At 73.1% G+C, this 17,562-nt stretch carries 10 protein-coding genes; 1 reads left to right on the forward strand and 9 read right to left on the reverse strand.

Translation table 11 applies throughout. The features are described from left to right. Position 1: 1 nt before the first annotated feature. Positions 2 to 3,343, reverse strand: coding sequence for an FtsX-like permease family protein (locus tag AC07DC_RS12750; RefSeq protein ID WP_478914387.1), 3,342 nt, complete (start codon positions 3,341 to 3,343; stop codon positions 2 to 4). Between the two features lie 192 nt (positions 3,344 to 3,535). Continuing rightward, the gene (locus AC07DC_RS12755; RefSeq protein ID WP_478914388.1) at positions 3,536 to 3,940 is read right to left on the reverse strand and encodes a globin; all 405 of its coding nucleotides are present in this window, start codon (positions 3,938 to 3,940) and stop codon (positions 3,536 to 3,538) included. A gap of 227 nt (positions 3,941 to 4,167) precedes the next feature. Between AC07DC_RS12755 and AC07DC_RS12760 the strand changes: the two genes are divergently transcribed. Continuing rightward, a complete protein-coding gene (locus AC07DC_RS12760; RefSeq protein ID WP_478914389.1) occupies positions 4,168 to 5,334 on the forward strand; it encodes a methyltransferase domain-containing protein in 1,167 nt (388 codons plus the stop codon). A gap of 102 nt (positions 5,335 to 5,436) precedes the next feature. On the opposite strand, the gene AC07DC_RS12765 is transcribed toward AC07DC_RS12760, so the two are convergent. From AC07DC_RS12765 to AC07DC_RS12795, 7 genes are all read right to left on the reverse strand, one after another. Continuing rightward, positions 5,437 to 8,406 (reverse strand): S53 family peptidase, encoded by a 2,970-nt coding sequence (locus AC07DC_RS12765; protein WP_478914390.1) that lies wholly within the window; start codon positions 8,404 to 8,406, stop codon positions 5,437 to 5,439. A 345-nt stretch (positions 8,407 to 8,751) separates the two neighbouring features. Further along, positions 8,752 to 9,666 (reverse strand): FHA domain-containing protein, encoded by a 915-nt coding sequence (locus AC07DC_RS12770; protein ID WP_478914391.1) that lies wholly within the window; start codon positions 9,664 to 9,666, stop codon positions 8,752 to 8,754. A gap of 32 nt (positions 9,667 to 9,698) precedes the next feature. Continuing rightward, positions 9,699 to 11,042: a vWA domain-containing protein gene (locus AC07DC_RS12775; RefSeq protein ID WP_478914392.1), complete on the reverse strand. Its 1,344-nt coding sequence runs from the start codon at positions 11,040 to 11,042 to the stop codon at positions 9,699 to 9,701. Between the two features lie 58 nt (positions 11,043 to 11,100). Further along, positions 11,101 to 12,375, reverse strand: coding sequence for a PP2C family protein-serine/threonine phosphatase (locus tag AC07DC_RS12780; protein WP_478914628.1), 1,275 nt, complete (start codon positions 12,373 to 12,375; stop codon positions 11,101 to 11,103). Positions 12,376 to 12,388: 13 nt separating this feature from the next. Continuing rightward, entirely contained in the window at positions 12,389 to 14,980 is a 2,592-nt protein-coding gene (locus AC07DC_RS12785) for a serine/threonine-protein kinase (protein WP_478914629.1), read from the reverse strand. Positions 14,981 to 15,107: 127 nt separating this feature from the next. Then, positions 15,108 to 16,427 (reverse strand): hypothetical protein, encoded by a 1,320-nt coding sequence (locus AC07DC_RS12790; RefSeq protein WP_478914393.1) that lies wholly within the window; start codon positions 16,425 to 16,427, stop codon positions 15,108 to 15,110. Between the two features lie 90 nt (positions 16,428 to 16,517). Beyond that, a complete protein-coding gene (locus tag AC07DC_RS12795; RefSeq protein ID WP_478914630.1) occupies positions 16,518 to 17,534 on the reverse strand; it encodes a glutamate ABC transporter substrate-binding protein in 1,017 nt (338 codons plus the stop codon). Positions 17,535 to 17,562 lie beyond the last annotated feature (28 nt).

Consider the following 17,562-nt stretch of genomic DNA (forward strand, 5'->3'; position numbering starts at 1 on the left):
GTCAGTCCTCCCCTTGCCTGCGCAGTGCGGTGACCGGGTCGCCGCGCCGGACCGCCGTCAGGACGACCACCAGCAGCGGTACGACCAGCACGATGGCGATCAGCTGGGCGAGCGGCCCCACCGGCAGGGTGACCAGCAGCCCGGGGACGGGCTGGGACGCCTGCGCCGTCAGCACGATCAGCGGCACCACCAGCCGGGTCAGCAGCGCGCCCAGCGCGACGCCGACCACCAGGGCCAGCAGCACCAGCAGGCCCTGCTCCGCGGCCATCATCCGGGCGAGCTTGCGGCGCGGCGCGCCCAGCGCCCGCAGCACCGCGAACTCCCCGCTGCGTTCGCGGATCGCGCCGGCCGAACTCACCGCGAAGCCCACCGCCGCCAGTACGGCCGCGGCGATCACGGCGGCCGGCAGCACCGACTGCGGCCCGGCGCCGAGCGGGTCGGCGCGCATCTCCGACGCGGTCTCGTCGCGCACCAGCAGCGAGTCGATGTCAGCGCGGTCGCGCAGCGCCGCGGCGATCTGTCCGGTGGCGCCCGGCCGGGCCGACAGCCACCACTCGCTGGGTTCCATGCCGCGGCCGCCCGTCGCGTCGAGCATCCGGTTCACGGCGCGCAGGTCCAGCAGCAGCGCTCCGCCGTCCTGCAAGGACGACGCGGCGGTGGTGCCGGGCAGTGCGCGGGTCGCACCGGTGATGCGTACGGTCGTCTCGACGCCGTTCAGTTCGACCCGGACCTCGCCGCCCACCTTGCTGCCGGTGGCCTTCAGGAAGGCGTCGGTGGCGACCCCGGCGAGCGGCGGGGCGGCTGGTTCTGCGAGGCGTACGGAGAGGTGCGCGCCTTTGGAGTCCTCCAGCGCCGGGTCGCTCGCCATGGCCCCGGTGGAGTACGCGACGGTCAGCGCGGCACCGTCCGCCGACAGGGCGGCGGTTCCGGCGGCCGGCTGGAGGCCGGCGTCAGCGCCGAGCACGACGTCGTTCCGCTGCATCTGCGCTCTCGCGACCCAGGACGAGCCGGCGGCCGCGGTGATCGGACGGATGCCGCCGTCCGCGGAGACGGTCGCCGGCGCGAGGGTGAGCCGGTGCTTCTCGACGTATTCGGGGGCCGCGTAGTCGACTTCGATACGGGTGAGTCGCAAGGGTCCCGCGGGGGACCCGCCCGTCCGGCCCGCCGCGTCGGCGAGGTCCGCGACCAGGAGGTGCGGTTTTCCGTCGGCCGGGACATCGCCGAGCTGGAGGGAGTACAGGACGCCGTTGCCGTCCTTGACGATCGCGGTGAGCGTGTCGACGACCTCACCGTGCCCGTCGGATTCGAGCCGGGCGGTGAAGCGCAACTCCTGGGCGGTGGCCGCGAAGGCGAAGCCGCCGGTCTCCTTGGCCCCGCCGGACGCGCCACCGGACGCCCCGGCCCGCAGCGGCCGGAGCAGCTCGGGCAGCGGGCGGTCGGCAAGATCGTCGCGGAACCGCATCACCTCGCCGGCCTTCGCCGTGTCGATCATGAGGATGGAGGCCACGCGCTGCTCGGGCAGCTGCAGTTGGGCGCGCGCCGCGGGGGCGGCGGTGGCGATGCCCGGAACGTGCTCGAACACCCCCGCCTGTCCGAACGGCGCAGTGGTGGAGCCGGTCACCCGCAGGTCCGCGCCCACCGTGAAGTCGGCCTGGTCGCGCTGCGACCGGTCCCAGCTGGCGCCCTGCCCGATCGCGAACATGCCCATGGCGACGGCCAGTACGAGCAGCAGTACGGCTCCGGCGCCGCGCCGCGGCCGGCGGGAGAGCTGCCAGCCCGCGAGGGCGAGCGCCAATCCGCTGCCCCGCGCCGCCCGGCGCTCGCCCAGCCGGGCGGCCAGCGGCAGCAGCCGCAGGACCAGGACGGTGCCGGCCAGCAGACACAGCGCGGGCGCCGCGACCAGCACCGGGTCCACACCGAGGCTCCCGCCGGTGTCGGCGCTCAGCACCCCGCTGTCCTTGGCGCGGCGGGACAGCTGCCAGTACGCGATTCCGGCGAGCAGCAGCAGCCCGAGGTCGGCACCGGCCTGTACCGCGGCGGGCAGCGCCCCGCGGCGGGCCCGCGCCGAGCGCTCCGCGACATAGCTCCCCGCCCCGCGCAGGGCCGGCACGATCACGGCGAACGCGCAGGCCAGCGCGGTTCCGGCAGCCACCCACCAGGCGGTCGCACCGATCGCGCCGCCCAGGTCGGTGCCGGACCTGGCCAGCGCGCCCTGCCCGGCCAGCAGCCGGATGACCGGCCCGGCGAGCAGCGGCGCGGCCAGTCCGGCGGGCACCGCGAGCAGCAGCGACTCCGTCGCGGCCAGCCGGGCGACACGGCCGCGCGAGCCGCCGCGGGCCCGCAGCAGCGCGGTCTCGCCGGCCCGTTCCTCGGACAGCAGCTGGGCGACGAGCAGCAGGGCGAAACCGGCGAGGATCAGCAGCTGCAGTGCGCCGATCAGCAGGGTGGAGCGGGTCACCAGCAGGGTGCGCTGCACCCCGGTGAGCAGGTCGGGCAGCTCGGAGGAGACCTGGACACCGGAGTTCGCCGGGTCCTTGGTGGTGGCGGCGATGCTCCGCTGCACGTCCTCGCGCACGCCGGGGATCCCGGCCACGCCCAGGTTCCGGAAGTCGGCGGTGCTCTGCCAGGACATCTCGGCGGGCGCGAGGCGGCCGGAGCCGAAGACGCTCGGGTCGGCGAGCAGCGGCCCGTAGGTGGTGAAGGACAGGGTGCGGATGCCGTGCCCGCCCATGGGGTCGAGCTGCCAGTACGGGTCGCTGCGGTCCGTCGGGCGGTAGGTGCCGGTGACCCGGATGTGGAGCTTCGGGCCGCCGAGCCGGCTGGTCAGATCGATCAGGGCGCCGGGCCGCACGCCCAGGGAGCGCGCCACGGGCTCGGGGACCGCCACCGGCAGGACTCCGGTGGTCCGGTCGACGGCGGTCGGCCAGCCGCCCTGGACCAGCGTCACCCGGGCCCGGTCGAACGTGGCCAGCAGCGTCAGGTCCGGGTCGGCGCCCTTGCGGGCACCCGCGGCGGAACGACCGAGCGTGACCGGCAGTGCGTACGGCCCGGACCGGGTGCTGGACCGCACCTGCGTGGGCAGCCCGTCGTACGCGCTCCCCAGGGTCTTGCGTATCCCGGCGTCCGCGGTGCGCCAGGCGTCGGCCGTGACGTTCATCTGGACGTTGACGGTGGTCCGCGCCGCCGACTGGTGCTCCAGCGTGCGGCGCAGCCCGGCATCGCCGATGGCGCTGGTGAACGCGGCGAGCGTGGCCAGCACGCTGGTGGTGAGAACCACGGTGAGCAGGGCGGCGGTCAGCAGCAATCGGTGCGCGCGGACACGCAGAAACACAAACCCCGTCACGCCAATCCCCCGTTCGCCCGCTGTTCGGATGCTCTCAAACAGATCGGGCGTGAGGAAGTGTAGAAGATTGTCGCAATACGATCGTGACCCGTTGTCCGTTGTCCGTTGTCCGGTCAGCGGACGGACAAAGCGGCATCAGCGGCAACGGCGGCACCGGCGCCGACGGTGGGAACTACGGCAACGGCCTTCCGCTCAGCCCGCGGTGTTCACCATCGACGCGGCGGCGTACACCAGGTAGTCCCACAACTGCCGCTCGTGCTCGGGCGCCAGCGCCAACTCGTCGACCGCGTCGCGCATATGGCGCAGCCACGCGTCGTGCGCGGCCTGGTCGACCTGGAAGGGCGCGTGACGCATCCGCAGCCGCGGGTGGCCGCGGTTGTCGCTGTAGGTGCGCGGACCGCCCCAGTACTGCATGAGAAAGAGCGTCAGCCGCTCCTCGGCCGGGCCGAGGTCCTCCTCCGGGTACATCGCCCGCAGTTCGGGGTCGGCCGCGACGCCCTCGTAGAAGCGGTGCACCAGACGCCGGAACGTCTGCTCGCCGCCGACGGCGTCGAAGAACGTCTGCTGCGGCGCCGTGTCCTGCGGGGTCTCGTTCACTCAGCTCCACCTCAAGATGTCGCACCGGCCCGGCGCCGGTCGACGTGGTGCGCGCGGGGCACCGGGGTCGCCCCCCGGAAGTGCGCGGCACCCCTCCATGGTCTCAGACGACCAGGCGGAGGACCTGGGACGTAGGTCCCGGCCTGCGGCCGCCCCCAGCCACCCCGGCCGCGCCGGCTAGGACCCGGGGCATCGCGGATCGGGCCCGGCCGCCGCACAGTGGAGCTATGGAGGACGCGGACCGGAAGGATCGGCACGCACAGGAGGCGGCCGTGCTGCGCGGCCTGCTGGTGCAGCGGATCGTCGCGGCGGGTGGGCTGGCGGACCCCGGGTGGCGGGCCGCCTTCGAGCAGGTGCCGCGCCATCTCTTCGTCCCCGAGTACTTCCGCCCACGGCACGGCGGCGGATACGAGCGCCTCAGCGCGGACGACCCCGATCCCGCGGAGCGCGCCCGCTGGCTGGCGGGTGCCTACGAGGACGTTCCGCTGGTCACGCACGTGCGGGACGGGCGGCTGATCTCCTCCAGCAGCCAGCCGTCCCTGATGGCCTCGATGGCCGAGGCACTGGAGGTGCGGGAGGGGCGCACGGTGCTGGAGATCGGTGCCGGCACCGGCTACAACGCGGCGCTGTTCGCCCACCGCCTCGGCGACGACGCGGTCACCACCGTCGACCTGGACTCCGAGATCACCGACGCGGCCCGTGCGCACCTCGCGACGGCGGGTGCCGCGCCGGCCGTCGTCACCGGCGACGGAGCCCTCGGTCACCCGGGCCGGGCCCCCTACGACCGGATCGTCGCGACCTGCGAGCTGCCCTCCGTGCCGGAGGCCTGGCTGCGCCAGTGCCGCCCGGGCGGCCGGATCCTCGCGCCCTTCGCGGGCGGTCTGATCCAGCTGACGGTCACCGCCCCCGACCGGGCGGAGGGCCGTTTCCTGCACACGGCCGCCTACTTCGTCCCGCTGCGCGGCACGGCCGCCTCCCACCGGCCGGTTCCCGCGCCGGACGGGCCACCGGACGGGCCGCGGGAGGGGCTGCCGGACGATGCGCGGGCGCGGATCCGCAGGTCCACCCTGCCGACGCAGGTCCTGGAAGACGATCTCTTCCGCTTCCTGCTGTCCCTCCAGGCGGGCGCGCTGGAGGTCCGCTGGGCCAACGGCGACCGCGGCGTGGCCCTCACCGCCCCGGACGGCTCCAGCGCCCGCGCCGACCTTGACGGCACTGTCCTGCTGGCCGGCCCCCGCGACCTGTGGTCGATCGCGGAGGGCGCCCACGACCTGTGGCGGCGCGAGTCCTGGCCACCGCGTGACCGCTACGGCCTCTCCGTCCGCGGCAGCCGCCAGTGGACCTGGCTCGACGCCCCGGACGGGCCGCACGTCTGGGACGTCCCGGCGGTCTGAGCGGCCGGCGGCAGCGGAAAGGCCCCGCACCCGGCGAACTGCCGGGTGCGGGGCCTTCTGCGTGCTGCGAATACCGGGGTCCGGATCACCGGACCACCGGTGTCAGCTGTAGTAGCCGAACAGGTCCGCGACGACCTGGACGGTGCCGGGGCTGGCGTTCCGGAAGTCGATCTTGCCGTTGACCACGGGGACCGTGACCAGGTTGGGGATCGTCTGGCCGGTGACCCAGTTGATGTTGGAGGCGTTGGGACGGGTCGTCCCGTCGGGCCACACGGTGAGGAAACCGGCGTTGGTGCCACCGGTGACGGTGACGTTCAGGACGACGGCCTTCGCGTTGGCCAGCACGTTGCCGTCGTTCAGGTTCAGCGACAGCTGGGCGGCGGACGCCATCGGACCGCCGTTGCCGGTGGTGCCGACTCCGGAACGGGTGTCGAGCAGCCGGGTCGGACCCGCGGTGTGGAACGTCGTGCCGGTTCCGGCGCTGGTGAAGTAGCCGAAGACGTCAGCGATGATGTGAGCGGATCCGGTGCTGCCGTTGAAGAGATCCACCGTGCCGTCGGCGCCGACCGGGACGATCACCGAGTTGGCGATGGTCTGGCCCTTCGCCCAGTTGAGGTTGGAGGAGGTCGGACGGGTCGTGCCGTGCGGCCAGGCGGTCAGGAAGCCGCCCTGCGTGGTCGCGGTGACGGTGGTGTTGAGGACCACGGCGGTGACGCCGGTCGCCGGGATGCCCGAGGTGCCCGCGACCTTGAAGTTGACCGTGCCCTTGGCGGCGGCCGGCGTGGTGCCGGGGACGCCGATCGCGGACCGGGTGTCCAGCAGCCGGACCGGACCCGCGGAGGCGTAGGTGGAACCCGAGGCGTCCGTGGAGTAGTAGCCGAAGACATCGGCGATGATGTGCGTCGTTCCGCCGGTGGAGTTGGCCAGGTCGACCGAGCCGTCGGCACCGACCGGGACGGTCACCAGGTTGGCGACGGTGTCGCCCTTCACCCAGTTGAGGTTGGACGAGCTCGGACGGGTCGCGCCGTGCGGCCAGGCGGTCAGGTAGCCCGGCTGCGTGGTCGCGGTGACGGTGACGTTGAGGACCACGGCGGTCAGGCCGGAGGCCGGGGCCCCGGGAGCGTTCTTGACCTTGAGGTTCACCGTGGCGTTGGCGGCGACCGGAGCGGTGCCGGGGACGCCGATCGCGGCCCGGGTGTCCAGCAGACGGGCCGGGTTGGCCGGGGTGAAGGTACCGGCCGGCTTCTCCGGAAGGGCCTTGCACAGGCCGGTGACGATCGCGCGGCCGTGCGGGGCGCCGAGGCCGGTGGCCAGGTCGTAGCCGGTTGCGGCCTGGTAGAGACCGCCGAAGTAACCGGAGGACGTCAGGTCGTTGTTGCCGGAGACGACATCACGGAACGAGGAGGCCGGCAGCTTGTAGAGCGCCGGGTTCACGAAGCCGAGCGGGCCGTCGGCCGCGCATGCCAGGTCCATGTCGGCCTGCGCGATCAGCGCGGCCCAGGTCGGCGCGGACGCGCTGGTGCCGCCGTAAATGGGCCAGTACTCCTTGCCCTGGGCGTCGCGGCCGTAGGCGATCGGGTACCCGGTGTTCGGGTCACCCAGAGCCGCCACGTCCGGTACCTGACGGCAGCTCTCGCCCGCGCCGGCGCCGCATACATTGCCGTCGTACCCGGGGCCGGTGAAGCCGTTCTGGTAGCTGCTCGCGGTGACCGACTTCCAGACGGAGGAGACGCCGCCGCCGGTGGCGCCGCTGCCGTCGTTCCAGACGGACTCGTTCGCGCCGTACATGTTGGTGCCGCCGACGCCGAGCACGTACGGCTGGCTGGCGGGGTCGTCCGTCGCGAGAGCGGGGTCGGCCGCGTCGGAACGCGAGCAGCCGGTGGAACCGCTGTCACCCGCGGCCGACACGACGGTCTGGCCCTGTGCGGCCGCCTGCTGGAAGACCACGTTCTCGGCGTTCATGAAGTCGCCGGGCGTGTGGGCCTCGCAGGAGCCCCAGCTGCTGGAGATCACCTGGGCACGGTTGTCCGTGACGATCTTCTTGTAGGTGTCGAGCACCTGGTTCCACGTCGCCTTGTCGGCGTCCGGGCCCTGGTAGACCAGGATCGAGGCTTCCGGCACCAGGCCGATGAGGTCCTCGATGTCGATGACCGACTCGGCGCCGACGCCCGTGTTGGCGTTCGCCGGATCCGTCGGACCGCCGTCGACCTTGATGGCGCTGACCGGGACCTTCGTGCCGTAGCACGCCTGGTAGGCGGCGACGTCCTTCGGGTCGTAGTTCTCCAGCTCGAAGACGGCTATGGAGACGCCGGTGGTGGGAATCGGCCGGTTGTTCATCCCGTAGGCATTGGAGAGCGCGCCGGCACTCCAGTACTGCTGACCGTCGTACAGCGAGTCGTCGCTCAGCTGCGCCTTGACGCTGCTGCACAGCTGCGGGGACTTGCCCGCGGCGTGCGGGGCGACCGTGCCGGAAGCCGAGGGCGCCGTTGCGGCGAACTTCGCCTTGGGGCGGGCGATGTGCGGCCGCAGGGTGGTCAGGGTGTTGAGCCCGACGACGCCGGTGATCGCCGACGCGACATCGGCCGGCAGGGCCGGCGCTGCGTTGTTGGTCAGGCCGGTGCGGCCGTCCGCCAGCTTGTAGTCCGAGAAGCTGGTCCCGAACGCCTTGGCGGCGGCGCTCACCGTGGTGTGCACCGGGATGGAGAAGCCGTCCGCCGAGACCTCGCCCGGGGCCAGGCCCTGGGACCTGAGAGCGGCGCGCACCCGGTCGACGGTGGCCCGGGTCGGGCCGAAGGCCGGACCGAACTCGCCGGTCTTGAGGTAGTGGTGGTACTGCGGCGAGGCGGGGTCGGACACCGCCGCGATGAAGCTCTTCAACCCGGCCGGGTCGCGCGGGCTGAGCGACACGCTCAGCTCCAGCGACGCGTCACCGGCGGGTGCGCCGGTGCGGACGGCGTCGTGCGGGGCGACCGGGGCGGACCCGATGCGCTTCGGCGCCGGGGCCGGGGTGGTGTCGGCCAGGGCGGCGGGCGCCGCGGTGGCGAGCATCGCCACCGCGGTGGCGGTCACCATGCCTATACGAAAAACCTTTTCACGGGCTGCAATGCCCATGCGTCAACTCCCTCAAGTTCCGCGTCGAACGGCCGTGCGGCCACGGCGAAACCGCGAGAGGGCACCGCCGGCACCGCGCACAGCGCGGCGGACGGCGGCGAAGAAGAGTTGGTCCCCCCATGCACGGGTACGACCCGTGCTGGACCTGCGAATAGCCCCCCCGGCGGATTCACCGGGCGAAAGGTGACCGGACCCTTTCGCCGGATGAGAACAGCCAGCAAGGCTTTCTATCAGCTGTGCGACCGGAAGCGTCGCTCAGGTGTGCGACTTTGCCCATCCTTGGTAAAGGTGGGACGGGAGTGATATTCAGCCGCGGCTGACGGTGATCGTCGTCCAGGCCCCGACATGGACGCGGTCGCCGTCCTTCAGCGGTACCGGGAGGTAGGGCTGGATCGGGTCCGCCGCCCCGTTGACCGTGGTGCCGTTCGTCGAGTCCTGGTCGACGACGGACCAGCCGCCGTCCGGCTGTTGCACCAGCACGGCGTGCTTGTGCGAGACGCCCGGGTCCTCGGGGGCGCGGGACAGGTCGATGTCGGGGGCCTCGCCCGTGCTGTGGCGGCGGCGGCCGATGGTGATCTGGTTGCCGAGCAGCGGCAGCCGCAACTCGGGGGAGTACGAGGGGAAGTACAGGCCGGTGGCGTCGGGTCCGCTGCGGGCCATCATCGCGGTGAAGTAGTCGCGGTCCGCGGCGACGGTGGCCGTCCAGGTCGTCACCTCGGGCGCGACCGGTACCGGCTCGGGCACCGCGACGGGCTCGGGCCGCGAAGGGACCGAAGGAGCCGACGGGGCCGACGGGGTGGAGGGCACACTCGGCGGGGTGAGCAGGAAGTCGCCGGAATCGCCCGGGGTGATCGCGTCGGGAGCCAGCGGCTCGGCCGGGCGGTTCATCTGCGACGGGCGCGAGCGCTGCGACTCGTACCGCTGGTAGGGCGGGAACCCCGGCGAGGGAGGGGAGGGCGGCGGGACGAAGGTGGTGGCGGTGTGCGTCTGGAAGTTGTAGCGGCACTCCTCGCAGAACAGCGCCAGACCCTCCCGCGGCGTACCGCAGCTCGGGCACGGCTCGGCCGCCGCCGTCGCGTCCGGGTCGTAACCGGAGACCACCGGCCCGGACGGCCCGGAGGCCGCGGAGGAGGGGGACACGGCCGGTGCGGACATGCGGTGGCCGCACACCTCGCACCAGTCGTCGGTTCCCGACTGGTGACCGTTCGGACAAGTCGACATACGGCTGGCTCCCCCTCCGCCTGCGAGCGCGGTTACTTCTTGACGCGGACGGTCTTCGTCGACCGGGTCTCCAAGGTCATCTCGTCGGCGTCCGCGACCCTTGCCTTCAGCCGTACGGTACCGCTCGGCGCGTCGACCACGTCGACCACCTTGGCCAGCAGCTTCGCGGTGTCGTCATTGCCCGAGGCGCTCGCGAGCTGCACCGCGCGGCCCAGCTTCGCGGTCGCTCCGTCGATGTCGCCCGACTTGCGTGCTTCCAGGCCCTCCTGGATGACGGAGGCGAGCTCCGCCTGACCGGTGTAGTGCGCGACCTGCGGGTTGATCCGGGTCGAGGCAGCCATGTCGTCCGTCCACACCGCCCGCACCAGGCCCTGGGAGAGCACCTGCGAGGTGCCGTCCGGCTGCGGCAGGACCAGCGAGAGGCGGGCGGCGAGCATCTCCTGTCCGACACCGGCGTTCGGGACCTGGACGCACACGTGGTAGTCGCGGGACTCGTCGCCCCAGGAGCCGGTCGGGTAGTCACCGGCCCGCGGACCGGCCTCGGTGCGGCGCGAGGTCAGGTCCTCGACCGTCGGTGCGACCTGCTTCACGAACTTGATCTCGGAGCCCTGCGGGGTCCACAGCCGCAGGCCCACGTCCGCGACCTCCTTGCCCATCGCGGTCTCCATCATCGCCTGGAAGTCGGCCTTCAGCCCGGCCGGGTCGGCGACGATGTCGACGGAGCCGAGCATCGCGGAGGCGATCCCGGTCAGCTCCTTGACCTCCCAGTCCGTCCCCACCCCCCGCGCGTCACAGGTGAAGCGGCCGGCGCAGGCTTCCAGGGTGGCCCGCAGGTCCTCCGGCTTCTCGTGCTCGTTGCGGCCGTCGGTCAGCAGGATGCCGTGCCGGATCGGCACATCGGCGGTCGCCAGCAGCCGGTCGGCGAGCCGCAGCCAGGTGCCGATCGCGGTGCCGCCGCCGGCGGTGAGCTTGCGCAGCGACTGCTTGGCCTGGCCGCGGGTCTGCGCATCGGCCACCGCGAGACCGCCGTTGGCGGGGTAGACCTCGCGGGCCTGATGGGTGCCGCCGACCACGGCGAAGGCCACGCCGTCGCGGATCGTGTCGATCGCGGCGGCGGTCGCGTCCCGCGCGTTGCGCATCTTCGTGGGCGGGTAGTCCATCGAACCGGAGCAGTCCACCATGATCACCACGGCTCCGCCCGGGGCGCCGTCGGTGGCGTAACCGGGAGCCGCCAGCGGGTGACCGCCGGAGGTGCCGCCGCCGGTCGACGTCACCGTGACGATGGCATTGACCTCGCGGCCGCCCTCGGGCAGGTACTCGTTCTGGTAGATGTCGACCGAAAACTGCGGCACGTTCGACTTGGAGAAATTGGCCATCGCGTGAGCTCCTCGCGCTCCTCAGTCCACAAAGACATCCCCCGGAGAGGGACCGGTTCTACGCAGGTTCGGATCCTGCCCGCCCCACCGTGGCCGGGAACGGAAGTACGGCGACTGTTACGTTGTCGTGGCCCCCGCCGTCGAGCGCCACCCCCAGCAACGTCTGCGCGCAGTGCAGCGGCCGGGTGCGGGCGTCGGCCGGCACCACCGCCGCCAGTTCGGCCGCGGACTCGGCGTAGTTCCACAACCCGTCGGTGCACACGACCACTACACCCGTTCCCTCCGGCTGGAAGGAAGCGGTGTGCGGATCGATTTCGACGGCGTCGGCGCCGAGCCAGCCGGTGATCGCGTGGGCGCGCTCGTCCGCGTACGCCTCGGCCTCCGTCATCAGCCCCGCCGACACCATGCGGGCCGCCCACGAGTCGTCCTCGGTGAGCCGGGCGGACGGGGTGCTCCGGTCGTCCGGGACCCAGTACGCGCGGCTGTCGCCGATCCAGCCGACGGTGAAGACCGGGCCCGCGGTGACGGCGCTCACGCAGGTGCAGGCAGGAGCGTTGTGGTGGGGGCCCCGGCCGCTGTCGTCCTCCTCGGCCAACACCGCCACCGCGTGGGCCGCCGCCAGCAGGGCGTCGTGCATGGCCTGTTCCGGCGGACTGCCGTGCTCCAGCGCGTCGAGCAGCTTCTCGCTGCCCACGGCGGCGGCCGCCGCCGAGGCGTCGTCCGGGCGGTACGCGGACGAGACGCCGTCGCACACCACCGCGATGACCGCCGGGGTGCCGTCCGGGAGCGACGTCGCCGCCACCGCGAACGCGTCCTCGTTGCGGTGGTGCCGCAGGCCGCGGTCGCTGACCGCGGCCACGCCTTCGAGTTCGCGCTCCTGGTGGTCGCGCAGCCGCGGCTGCGCGTGCCCGCAGTGCTCGCAGTACCCGTCGGCGTCGACCCCGCCGACCCCGCACGCCACGCAGGTCCGCCCCTGCGGGACAGGCCCGACGAGCAGCTCCTCGCGGGGGTCGGTGACCTCCGCGGCGGGCTGCGGCGCGGCGGGGGAGTCACCGATCGCGGGGGACCGCCCCGGCGCCGGCTGCCCGGGGCCCGCGGCGGGGCTCTGCGGCGGGGCGAGCGCGAACGGGTCGGTGTACTCCCCGTTTCCGGGCGCCGCGCCCGCCGCCGAGCCGTTGCCGGAGGGTCCGTTTCCGGGCAGGCCTCCGTCCGCGGCGGGGAGCGGCGCGGTCACGTCCGCGCCGCATACGCCGCAGAACTTGTCGCCCTCCTCCAGCGGTTCCGCGCAGCTGGGGCAGCTGATCGACTGAGCTGACTGGGCCGACTCGGGCAGTCCTGGCATTCGGTTACACCCACGTCCGGGGGCGGAAACGGTTGGCCCGCTCCACCAGTTCGATCCTTGTGCGGTCTTTCTGGGCCAGCCGGGCCAGTACCCGGTACGAGCGCTCCAGGCCGAAGCGCAGGCCGCGTTCGTCCAGGGCGCTGCCCAGGAGCGCCGGACGGGTGCCGGCGGCGGGTGGTGCGCCCTGCTCGCCCGCCAGTACCCAGTCGAGCGCGCTGCCCAGCACCTCGGCGGACAACTGCTCGCGCCGGTCGGCGTCGAGGCCCTGCTGCTGCAGCTGTTCGACCTGGCGGCCGGCGGCCGCGAGGTCCTCCAGCAGCGGTTCGTGCGGGGACCGGTCGCGCAGCCGGGCCCGGATCGCCGCGACCCGTGCCGCCGTGAAGTGGATGGACGACTCGGGCACCGACTCCAGGACCCGTACGGCGCCGGGCCGGTCGCCCGCCGCCAGCCGCACCCGGGCGAGGCCGAAGGCGGCGCTGACGTAGCTCTGGTCGGTGGTCCACACCAGGCGGTAGTACTCGGCCGCGTTGTCCAGCTGGCCGAGCACCTCGGCGCAGATGCCCAGCGCGAGCTTCGGCGCGGATTCGCCGGGGAAGGCGTCGTAGACCGCGTCGAAGGAGAGCGCGGCCGTCTCGTGGTCGCCGGTCGTCAGCGCGGTGAGGCCGCGGTGCCAGACGACCCGCCAGTCCTCCAGGTCATCGTCGGCCAGGCCCTGCAGAACGAGCAGCGCGGCACTGCCGTCGCCCAGTTCGAGCCGGGCCCGCAGATCGCGCAGCCGCCGCTCCACCGACTCGACGGGCGAGGACTGCAGCGCGGAGATCAGTTCGGCGGGCGCCGCGGACGACAGGCCCGCCAGGAAGCCGGCGTTGGGGTCGGCCGGGTCCACATGCGGAACGGGCAGCGCCAGTACGGCGGCGGACGTGTCGAGCCGGGTGACCGACGGAAAGCCGAATCCGGTCCCGTCACCCACCGGGCCGGCCGCCCCCGGCAGACCGGCCGGGGCGACGGGCAGCGAGCCGACGACGGTCGCGTTGTACGGGACGGGGGCGCCGGGAGGCAGCGCGGGGGCGCCCGGGGTGCCCGCCAGGGCCGGCGGTCGGCCGGCGGACTGCGGCGGGACGAACGCGGGCTGAGCGCCGTTCGCGCCGTTGGCGGCCACGGCGGCGGTCCTGCGGCGGCGGTCCGCACCGAGTCGGGACGCGTCGCCGGGCAGCGGCTGCACCAACTCCGTGTCCACCACCCGGATCTCCGGGCCGAAGAGGGTCGACAGCGCCGGCCGCGGGTTGCCCGTTTCCAGCGCCACGACCTCGCGCAGCACGCCCATCAGCTGGTCCGACATCTCCTCCGCGGACGCGAAGCGCTTGTCCGGATCCGGGTCGGTGGCGCGCACCAGCAGCCGGTAGAAGGACTCGTAGCGGGAGAAGACGTCGATGTTGTCGGGGTCGGGCAGGCTGTCGGCGAAGACGTTGGTGTAGCCCTGGAAGTCGAAGGTCAGCACGGCCAGCGTGCGCGCGACGGTGTACAGGTCGGAGGCGACGGACGGGCCCAGCTCGGCGACCTCCGGGGCCTGGTAGCCGACCGTGCCGTAGATCGCGCTGTCGTTGTCGTCCATCCGGCGGACCGCGCCCATGTCGATCAGTTCGAGGCGGTCCTCCTGCTGGATGGCGTTGTCGACCTTGAAGTCGCAGTACAGCAGGTTGCGGCTGTGCAGATAGCCGAGCGCGTCCAGCGCCTCGATGGCGTACGCGATGGCGGTCGCCACCGGCAGCGGCGCCCGCTTGCCGTCGGGACCGCGCCGGTCGTTGGCGATCTCCTTCAGCGACTTGCCGCCGACGTAGGCCATCACGATGTAGCCGTCGAGGGTGCCGGAACGCTGGTCCAGGTGCTCGACGAAGTTGTAGATGCGGACGATGTTCGGGTGCTCGATCTCGGCGAGGAACCGCCGCTCGGAGACGGCCGCGGCCAGCGCGTCCTCGTCCCCGGTGTCCAGCAGGCCCTTGAGCACGACCCAGCGGTCGGAGACCGCGCGGTCCACCGCGAGGTAGATCCAGCCGAGCCCGCCGTGCGCCAGGCAGCCCACGACCTCGTACTGGCCGCGCACGACATCGCCGGCCCGCAGCTTCGGCGAGAAGGAGTACGGGTGCCCGCACTTGGTGCAGAAGCCCTCGGTGCGGCCGGCCTTGTCACCGCGGCTGCGGCCCACCGGCGCCCCGCAGTCGCCCTTGCTGCAGTACCGCTTGCGCTCGGGGACCTGCGGGTTCTCCAGGACGGCGGCGGCCGGATCGGGGCGCGGGATGGGCGGTACGGAGACCAGCCCGGCGCCGAGCTTGCCGCGGGTCGAACCGCTGCCCGTACCGCGCGAGCTGCGCACCGACACCGAACGGCCGGTGGTGGAACCACTGAGAGCGCGGGAGAGCCGCCCGGACACCGAGCGGCGCGAGGAGCGCGACGACGACTTGGACGAACGCGAGGAGTGCGCCGACGCCCGGCCCGACTCGGGGCCGCTGCCGGCGGCCGACCGCGCGGAACCGCTCGCCGACACGACGGGTACGGGAGCCAGTCCGCACGTGTCGCAGTACAGCTCGCCGCCGCCCATGTCCTCCAGAGCCCCGCCGCAGCCGGGCCGTTGGCACTTGCTCACGGTGTCCCCCCTCGTTCACTCGTGCGGCCGCCCGGCGACCGTCCAACCCTCTTCAGTGGTCCCGCTGTCCGATGGTCCCGCATCAGTGTTCCCGCCTGTCCGCGGGCTGGGACTGCCTCGGCCCCAGCACCTCGGCCACCGCCTGCTGGTAGCGCAGCACCGTCGACTCCGCGGCCCGCAGATCGCACGGCGCGCTCCACAGCATGCGGCGCGCCTGGTCGTACCGCTCGATCAGCAGCGGGTCCTCCGCCATGCCGTGCCGCGCCACCTTCGCGCGGTAGGCGTCCAGCCGGCCGCGCAGCTCGGCGCGGACCGCGAGCGGCGCCGTCACCGCCGTCAGGGAGTCGCGGGCCCGCAGCAACTCCTCGTCCGCGTGCTGCTCCAGCCGGTCCAGCAGCGGGGAGAGCCGGTGCCACTGACCGGTCCTGCGGTAGTCGTCCGCCGCCGCGAGCCGCTCGTGCAGCGCGGACGACGGGCCGCTGACCGCCGGCACCTCCGACGCCGCTATCTTCGCCAGCACCTCGACGCGTGCGCTGCGCGCCTCGGTGAGGGTGCGGTCCGCCCGGGACAGTACGTCCCGCAGGTGCAGCAGCCGCTGGTCGGCGTCGTCGCGCACATGCAGCACGGCGTCGACCTCGCGGCGCAGCTCCTCCAGCCGGCGGCCGGCCTGCTCGTAGCGGGCGGTGTCCGCGCGGCCCGGCTTCGGCTCCGGCAGCCAGAACGCCAGCGGGTCGGAGACCACCTGGGCGCGCAGCGCGGCCAGGTCGGTGATGAGCCGCTCCAGCTCGTCCCCCGAGGGGTGGGCGCCGGGGCGCACCCCCACCGAGTGGGCCAGCGAGCGGACCCGCTGCACGTCCGCGGCGAGCAGATCGATCCGGGCGGGCAGCGCGGACCAGACGGAGTCGGCGCCGGCGACCATCGCCATGGCCTGCTCGTACCAGCCGTTCATCCGGTCGAGCAGCTGCTCCAGGGTGAACCGTTCGGTGAGCACGGCGGGGCCGGTCAGGCTGCGGGCGGCGTCCGGGACCGCGCCGCCGGACACCGACACACCGGAGCCTCGCAGCAGTTCGGTGAGCGCGTTCAGATCGGTCTGGGTGGGCCAGCGGCGGCGGCCGCGCAGCTCGCGCGCGGAGTTCAGGGCGGCGGTGTACGCCTCGAAGTGCGTCCACAGCAGGGTGATCGCCGAATCCGTCTCGGCCCAGCGCTCCTTGGTGACGCCGGTCAGCTCGGCGCCTTCGAGCAGCCTGCGGCCGGAGTGGTCCTGGAGCGCGAGCAGCGAGGACTCGATCGCCTCGTGGTCCGCGCTGAGCCGCGCCAGGGCACGGTCGACCTCCTCCCGGCCCATCACCGGCCCGGACGGTCCCTCCACCGACCTCCGGCCGGGAGGTGCCCCCTCCGCCATCGAACCTTCTTTCCCGTAACCGGCACGTCGTGTGCGGAGCTCAGTCCTGCTGGGTCGATCCCTGTGGTTCGGCCCTCGTGGCCCGGTGGCTCAGTTCTGGTAGAGCGGCGCGGGCGGCCCGGTCACATCCGGCAGCTTGGCAGCCAGCCAGTGACGGTACGCCTGCATCCAGGGGCTGTTGACGCCACCGCTGCGGTAATCCTCCAGCACCTTGTTGACGCGGGCCACCAGATCGGTGTCCTTGAGGTTCATGGCCACCCCGTACGGCTCCTTGGTGACCTTCTGGCCGATGAGGTGGACCGACGGGTCCTGCGCCGCCTGGCCGGCTGCCAGCGCGTTGTCGGTGAACACCGCGTCCACCAGGTTCAACTGCAGCCGCACGAGGCAGTCGAGCTGGTTCGGTACGAGGACGACCTTGGCACCGTGCGCGTCCTCCTTGAGCTTGGTCTCACCCGTGGAGCCCTTCGCGGTGCAGACCGTCCGGCCGTCGAGGGAGCTGTTGAAGCCGGTGATGGTGGTGCCCTGCAGGGGGACGAGGAGCTGCTGTCCGGCCTCGAAGTACGCGGTGGAGAACGCCACGTCCTTCAGCCGCGAGCAGTTGATGGTCATGGTGCGCACCACCATGTCCACCTTCCCCGCCTTGATCATCGGGATGCGCTGGTCGGTCGGCACCGTCAGGTACTGAACCTTCTCCGGGTCGCCGAGGATGTCCTTGGCGATGGCACGCACCAGGTCGATGTCGAAGCCGGTGATCTGGCCGGTGGCCGGATCGCGGAAGCCCCACAGGTAGCTGTTCTGGTCCACGCCGACGATGAGCTTGCCGTGCTCCTTGATCCGCCGCACGGCGTCACCGTCCACCGTCGAGGGCCGCTGAGCGCTGGCCTCCGGGTGGTCGCAGGTGTCCTCGGTGGACGCGTACTTCGCGCTGGAGACGCTCCCCGGCGTCGCCGACCGCGCGTCCTGCGTCGTGCCGGCACCGCGCAGCGGGACCGCCACGGCGGTGATGACGAGCGCGCAGGCCGCCGCCATTCCCGCGACTCCACCCCAGCCGCGCCAACTGCGGCGCGTCCGCCGCGTCCGCGGCGTGTCCTCGCCCATGGTCCGCATCCCTCCACCGGCCTGGCCGGTCACCCCG

Source organism: Streptomyces sp. NPDC045021, assembly GCF_056432645.1.

Excerpts from the sequence above, each read along its gene's own strand:
- AC07DC_RS12760 (WP_478914389.1), top strand. The coding sequence starts at position 4,168 with ATGGAGGACGCGGACCGGAAGGATCGGCACGCACAGGAGGCGGCCGTG.
- AC07DC_RS12765 (WP_478914390.1), bottom strand. The coding sequence starts at position 8,406 with ATGGTGACCGCCACCGCGGTGGCGATGCTCGCCACCGCGGCGCCCGCC.
- AC07DC_RS12770 (WP_478914391.1), bottom strand. The coding sequence starts at position 9,666 with ATGTCGACTTGTCCGAACGGTCACCAGTCGGGAACCGACGACTGGTGC.
- AC07DC_RS12775 (WP_478914392.1), bottom strand. The coding sequence starts at position 11,042 with ATGGCCAATTTCTCCAAGTCGAACGTGCCGCAGTTTTCGGTCGACATC.
- AC07DC_RS12785 (WP_478914629.1), bottom strand. The coding sequence starts at position 14,980 with ATGGGCGGCGGCGAGCTGTACTGCGACACGTGCGGACTGGCTCCCGTA.
- AC07DC_RS12790 (WP_478914393.1), bottom strand. The coding sequence starts at position 16,427 with ATGGCGGAGGGGGCACCTCCCGGCCGGAGGTCGGTGGAGGGACCGTCC.
- AC07DC_RS12795 (WP_478914630.1), bottom strand. The coding sequence starts at position 17,534 with ATGCGGACCATGGGCGAGGACACGCCGCGGACGCGGCGGACGCGCCGC.